Genomic DNA, 6,284 nt, shown 5'->3' on the forward strand with positions numbered 1-6,284 from the left:
ACCTCTAGCAACTTAACAATCCTCACTCATTTATCATAACATTATGAAAATTCACTTCGCTACTAATGTTCACTTCAAATGAATAAAAAAACTGATAATTTAATTAATTATTTGAATAGAATACTCATTTATGCTCTACTTAAAATTCACTTTAAACACAACATAAAAAGAACCACTTGATGTGATTCTTTTTATGTTGTGTTTCGTTTTATTAATTGCAAATCTAATTGTGTAACGTGTGGTACATCTTTCTGAAGAGCTAACTTTTGTAACAAGTCAACTGCTATATTACCAACTTTTTGAACCGGTTGATAAATCGTAGTGAGCTCCGCTATTTTTGAGATTGGTTGATTATCAAATCCGACGATTGCAAATTCACCGGGAACTGATACCCCTTGTTCTCTTAATTCATATAATATCCCCGCTGCTACTTGATCACTTCCTACAACTAACGCCGTTGGACGTTCTTGTTGTCCTAGCATATTTCTCGCTATCTGGAAGCCATCTTCGATTGTATATTGATCCTTATAATACCAATCATCTCTCCATATGAATCTATGTTTGTTTTGCAAGTCAAAGAACGCTTTTTTTCTACTCATACCAACACCACTACGAGAATTCCCTATACATAGACCAATTTTCTGATGTCCTCTGTCCCTTAAATGATCGACTGCCATATGAATTCCTTCTTCATGTTTTACAAATACTTGAGCAATGCTACTTGTATCAGAATATTCACACGAAACAATATTACCAAAATGCGACATTTCGTTTAGTGCTGTAGCTTGAAGTGTACACGATCCTATAATTATGCCGTCTATCTGTTTGTTCTTTAACATATCGAAAAATAATAATTCTCTACTTAAGTTATTGTGAGATTGATAGACAAGTAAGCTGTAATCATACTTATGACATTGCTCACCAATCCCTTCAATCAAACTACTAAAATAGGGGTGATTAATCCTCGGTATGATCACTCCAATTATATTTGTCCTTCCTCTAGAAAGATTAATCGCATTCAAGTTAGGAACGTAATTCAAATCCTCAATAGTTTGTAAAACAACATCCCGTTTTTCAGGCTTTACATAAGGATGGTTATTTAGTACTCGAGATACCGTCGTCCGTGAAACGCCAGCCTTTTTAGCTATGTCTGTTATGTTAGTCATTCAAACTATTCCTTCCAACAATGATTCAAACAATATAAATTATCCTCTTATCACAATTTTATCTTTGTGAAGATAGTGATACAATGCATGGGCTACTCCAGACTGATCGTTTGATAACGTTTTAGATGATGCATGTTTTATGAGTGATTCAGTAGCATTCTCCATAGCTATTCCTGTACCAGCAACTAAAAACATCGGAATATCATTTTCATTATCCCCTATGGCCATTGTATTTTTCTCTGGAACTTTGCAATATTCACATAAATATTGTAAGGCGCTTCCTTTATCTACACCTTTTTTCATTATTTCTATATTGAATGTACCTGAACTAGAAATGGCACACCCATCTATCATACTAAAATAGCTTTTTGCTAAATTTAGCTTTATGACATCAGGAGATACTACCATTATTTTAATAACTTGGTCGTAACTTGTTGGCTGAATTGGTTTTTCCACCTTTTGCAGACCATATTGGAATCGTTGAGCTCTGATCGCATCCCAAAATGATCGTACATGAAAGTTAGGATTTCGTTTTACTACATCAAACAATTGCTCCTCAAGGTAATCCAAAGCATGTTCATGTACAACGATTTTATCGGATAAATATATTTGATAATACATCTTTTCATCATTCAACCACTTTATTATAGGCTGAATAGCCGTGTTGCTCATTACTTGTTCTTGAACTTGATGATTATCTATGTAAATTTGTGCTCCGTTTGAAGCAATAATAGGCATACTTAACCCATATTTATTTGTTATATGCTGAACATCCAACAAAGCTCTACCTGTTGCGACTGAAACAATATCACCTTGTTCTTGTACATGTTTTATTGCTTTTATATTTTCTTCATCAATTGATTCATCTTCTAATAATAACGTACCGTCTAGATCGATTGCTATGACTTTCACTATTCATACCTCATTCCTATTAGTAGATAAATGCATTATAGAATATGGTACGCGTTTCATAGCAAGATAAAATTTTACAATTAACGATTGGTAATAGGGAAATTTAACCAAAAATTATCATTCACTCCACTTAAAATTTCATCACTTCCTTGAGCTTTGAAGTGACAATCTATATGTTATTAATAAGATTGAACTTGATGATTAGTATTTAACGTTCGTTCACGTATAACAAAACTGATCAGAAAAACGATACCATTTGCTGCACCACATAAAATTCCAACCCACAGAAAACTACCTGTATATAGTAAAGTAGCCGCTATAGCTGTAAATAATGCTGAGCCAATGTACATGGCAGAGCTATTAAGTGACATTAATGCACCCCTCACCGTAGGGTTTAATTCTGAAATTAATGAATTCAAAGCAGTTTGACCTAATCCATAAATAGTTGCCCAAAGAACATTAATCAAAATAGCTACAACTAGATTTTTTGTTATACATGTAAGGGTTATAACTAAAATAGCTACGAAAACACTAGAAAAAAGAATAATCGTCCTTTTCCCGAATCTATCTACTATTCTTCCCCCAAAAACACTACCAACAACACTACCAAGACCAGCAATCATTAGAACCAAGCCAATCTGTCCAGCAGTTAAATCATAATAGGAGCTATAAAACACTCCAACATTTACAAACATTCCTTGTAAACCACCATAATATAAAAGCGTTGCTAATAAAGCCAACACTACTGACGATTTTTTTGAGGCGTTTCTGAGTTGCAGAAATATGCTCATAATTGAATCGTTTTTGGCATTGTTTAATGAATGATCGTTTGAAATTACTATCGGAACAGTTATTAAAGTAATCAATGAGATCAAACTTATTAGCCAAAAGGTCCAACGCCAGTTGAATGTTTCCGCTATATAACTTCCTACAGGCACTCCAATAATTGATGCTGAAATAAGAGCACCTGTTACAATTCCAATCGCACGTCCACGCCGTTCATAAGAATAATTGTCACTAGCAATTGCTAGTACACCCGGTTCAATCATTCCTGCACCGATACCTGACAAAATACGAAAAGCAATCAATAGTGTAAAACTGTCAGCATACCCCGTGAAACCTGTTGCCACAGCAAAAATCAAAATACCTAATAACAGCATTTTCTTTCGTCCTAGACGATCAGATAATACTCCTAGAATCGGAGCAGACACAGCATATGAAATAGCATACAATGTCACTAATAAACCACCTAGCTCAATGGACATATCAGTATCATTAACTATCAATGGGATGAGTGGGATCGTTACTATTAAATCAAAACCAACTAAAAATGAACATATCGCTAAAACAGGTAATAACAACTTATTCTTATTTTCTCTCATTATTTAACTTTCACATTCCTGTGATTTTCCTTTCGGCTTTTAAAAACGTTAATTTCCTTTTCTAAACGTTGTTTTACTGTAGTCAAATTGTTAATCTGTTCACTCAGTTCAAATAATTTGCTTTCATATGTTTCTAGCAACTCTTCACATAGATTATCCATTTCGGGCTGTACGTTTTGAGTTTTACAAGTTAAAATAGCTTCAATTTGAGTAGTAGTTAGACCTAAACCTAAATACAACTGAATTTGTTTAATTAACTCGACAGCTGTTTCGTCAAAATCCCGATAACCATTTTCAAGACGTATACACGTAATTAATTTTTTCTTCTCGTAATACCTTATAGAACGAATGCTAGCACCTGTCATTTTGGATAACTCATTAATCCTCACTGAGAAATACCTCCTTTTTTTCAAATCTTTTATCTTATTTTAAAGTATGACATTAGTGTTATAGTCAATAAATAACAAATAATTTCTCATTAAAAAAAGCTTTGTAAACCGAACCTATTTTAAATTTGGCTATAATATTATTTGTAGATACATAGCAAACGACATATCACATCATAAAATAACGTGTCATTAATCCAATAATGGCACCCAATAATACAGAAGGAAGAAACAACTTCATTGTTTTAATCGCTATTGCAGTAACAACACAGCCGACAAGTACCGGAATCGAAATGATGAGTTGACCATCAACAGGTACAAAAATTTGTTTGATAATAAGAGCCGAGATGATGGCTACTGGCACGTAATTAAAATACACACGTAACGTTGGACTCATTTTTCTCTCTGCCATTACTTCAACTCCGACGATACGTGATATATATGTTGAAAGTGATAATAACCCAATCAAAATCCAGTTGTTAAACATGTTGCAACCTCCTCTGTAAATAAAGACCTATAAGCGGTGCCAAAACACCAGTAACAATTATTGTAAATTCATTACCTGGCATCATATATTCAAATCCAATTGCGATTAGAGCAGCAGTTAACGCTGTTGTAATGATTGGCTTATCGATTAGGCTTGGGATTAAGAGAGCAACAAATGTTATTGGAAAAGCTAAATCTAACCCCCATTTTTGCGGGTCAATTTGGTTTCCAATTAATGCCCCAATAAACGAAGATAGAATCCAAGCTATATAAAATGTAACCGTAACTACCCCAAAATAGAGTGGATCTGGTCCAAATTTTTTAAACCTTGTACTTCCCAAAACAAATGGTTCATCTGACACACCAAAAGCCAATAACCATCTCCACCTTTTTGCAGTGCTAAGTCCTTCAGCTAATGCTGCTCCGTATAATAAATTACGTAAATTTAGCAACATTGAAGCAATTACTATACTTGCTACACTTGCTCCAGTCGACAACATTGCTACTGTTACCAATTGTAAAGAACCAGAAAATACGAGAATAGAAAAGACTACAGAAACTACTAAACTTAAATTTGCTTGTGTTGCGAGAACACCATAAGATAACCCATACGTTGCAATTGCAAGTGCTAGTGGCATAGCCTCCAAACAACCTAATTTAATCGTCTCATTTGTTTTACTCAATTTAAGATCAGCTCCACATCCCAATATTTTAGACAAGCAGTATAGCGTTACTTCCTTTCTGTAAATTACAACTTCTCCACTTAATACATCCTACTAACAATGAACTCAACGACTTTAATTTCTGATGTGTAAAAAAGAAACTAAACAATAAATTATAATTAACTTTTTGTTTATTATAATATATATTCGGTATTTTTGTATATTATAATTTAATTTTAGTATATTATAATATATAACCTAATCATTATACGCTAAGGAGGAGCAAATGAACGTAGGAAAACCTTTCGATGAAGAGAATGTGGGTAAACAAATCGGAGTGAATTTACGCCAATTTCGGACGAGTAAAGGATTCAGTATAGAGACGTTTGCACAACAAATCGGGGTAAGTAAATTAACGTTAATCAAAATTGAACATGGTGAAGCGAATCCCACATTATCTGTGATCTGGAAAATTGCAAATGGGCTTAATATCCCGATCACTACGCTACTGTCTATCGAACCTGAAGTTACGATTGCACGAAAGAAGGATGGATTGAGACTAACAAGTTCAAACGATGTGTTTGTCGTCGAGCCATTGTTTCAAACTCATGGATCAATGGAGTTTTACCGAGGATACATACAACCTCTGGGACAATATTTCTCTGAGGCACACCAACATGGAGTTATTGAATATGTTACGGTTATGGCAGGCCGATTAACAGTTGAAGTAGACGGGAACACTTATCACTTAGATGAGCACGACTCGATTCGTTTTAGAGCGGATCGTTCCCATAAATATGTTAACCCTTCCGAAACATTAACCATTTTGCACTTTGTTATTTCTTATAATAATCGTTAAAAACGTTATCACTTCAAGAACTCGTTTCATTACATTTGAACAAAACATCTCAGAACTTAAGTCACTATAGAAAAGATCAACTTTACTTCAAACTTGAGTATAAAATAACATCGGTAAATCATTGTATAGTTATTGAGCGTGACGAAAATCCATTGATGATGGCTTTATTTAATAAAAAAAGCGAAATCATCATCTGATTTCGCCTTGTTCTAAGTATGGATTACTGTGGAAAACGTTGTTCAACTGCTTGACAGATTTCATCAGCTGTCATACCTCGTGCTTCGATAACAGCACCTTTTGTAACTGCAGTTGACATACCCATCATATTTTTGTCTTGACCAGTTATTACGCAACAATCACATTCATTTGCATCTTGTTCTTGTTTTAATTGTACAATGTCATAACCTTTTTCTTGAAGTGATAACGTTTTT

8 protein-coding genes are annotated in these 6,284 nt (G+C 34.0%); 1 reads left to right on the forward strand and 7 read right to left on the reverse strand.

The genetic code is table 11. The features are described from left to right. Positions 1-191 precede the first annotated feature (191 nt). From BFG57_RS08180 to BFG57_RS08205, 6 genes are all read right to left on the reverse strand, one after another. Positions 192-1,166 (reverse strand): LacI family DNA-binding transcriptional regulator, encoded by a 975-nt coding sequence (locus tag BFG57_RS08180; RefSeq protein WP_069716996.1) that lies wholly within the window; start codon positions 1,164-1,166, stop codon positions 192-194. Positions 1,167-1,205: 39 nt separating this feature from the next. Then, on the reverse strand, positions 1,206-2,078 hold the full coding sequence (locus BFG57_RS08185) for a Cof-type HAD-IIB family hydrolase (protein WP_069716997.1): 873 nt from the start codon (positions 2,076-2,078) through the stop codon (positions 1,206-1,208). 179 nt (positions 2,079-2,257) lie between these two features. Beyond that, positions 2,258-3,460 carry an MFS transporter gene (locus BFG57_RS08190; RefSeq protein ID WP_069716998.1) on the reverse strand — a complete coding sequence of 401 codons (1,203 nt, stop codon included), beginning with the start codon at positions 3,458-3,460 and terminating at the stop codon, positions 2,258-2,260. After that, on the reverse strand, positions 3,460-3,849 hold the full coding sequence (locus BFG57_RS08195) for a MerR family transcriptional regulator (protein WP_069716999.1): 390 nt from the start codon (positions 3,847-3,849) through the stop codon (positions 3,460-3,462). The genes BFG57_RS08190 and BFG57_RS08195 overlap by 1 nt, the downstream gene beginning before the upstream one ends. Positions 3,850-4,015: 166 nt before the next feature. After that, positions 4,016-4,333: an AzlD domain-containing protein gene (locus BFG57_RS08200; protein WP_069717000.1), complete on the reverse strand. Its 318-nt coding sequence runs from the start codon at positions 4,331-4,333 to the stop codon at positions 4,016-4,018. Then, a complete protein-coding gene (locus BFG57_RS08205) occupies positions 4,326-5,051 on the reverse strand; it encodes an AzlC family ABC transporter permease (protein ID WP_245676725.1) in 726 nt (241 codons plus the stop codon). The genes BFG57_RS08200 and BFG57_RS08205 overlap by 8 nt, the downstream gene beginning before the upstream one ends. Before the next feature lie 229 nt (positions 5,052-5,280). Between BFG57_RS08205 and BFG57_RS18335 the strand changes: the two genes are divergently transcribed. Next, on the forward strand, positions 5,281-5,853 hold the full coding sequence (locus tag BFG57_RS18335; RefSeq protein ID WP_083249135.1) for a helix-turn-helix domain-containing protein: 573 nt from the start codon (positions 5,281-5,283) through the stop codon (positions 5,851-5,853). 220 nt (positions 5,854-6,073) lie between these two features. Here BFG57_RS18335 and BFG57_RS08215 read toward each other — a convergent pair. Then, the coding region (locus tag BFG57_RS08215) for a YkuS family protein (protein ID WP_069717001.1) at positions 6,074-6,284 on the reverse strand (211 nt) is incomplete at its 5' end.

Origin of the sequence: Bacillus solimangrovi, from assembly GCF_001742425.1 — a bacterium.
Lineage (GTDB): Bacteria > Bacillota > Bacilli > Bacillales > Bacillaceae_N > Bacillus_AV > Bacillus_AV solimangrovi.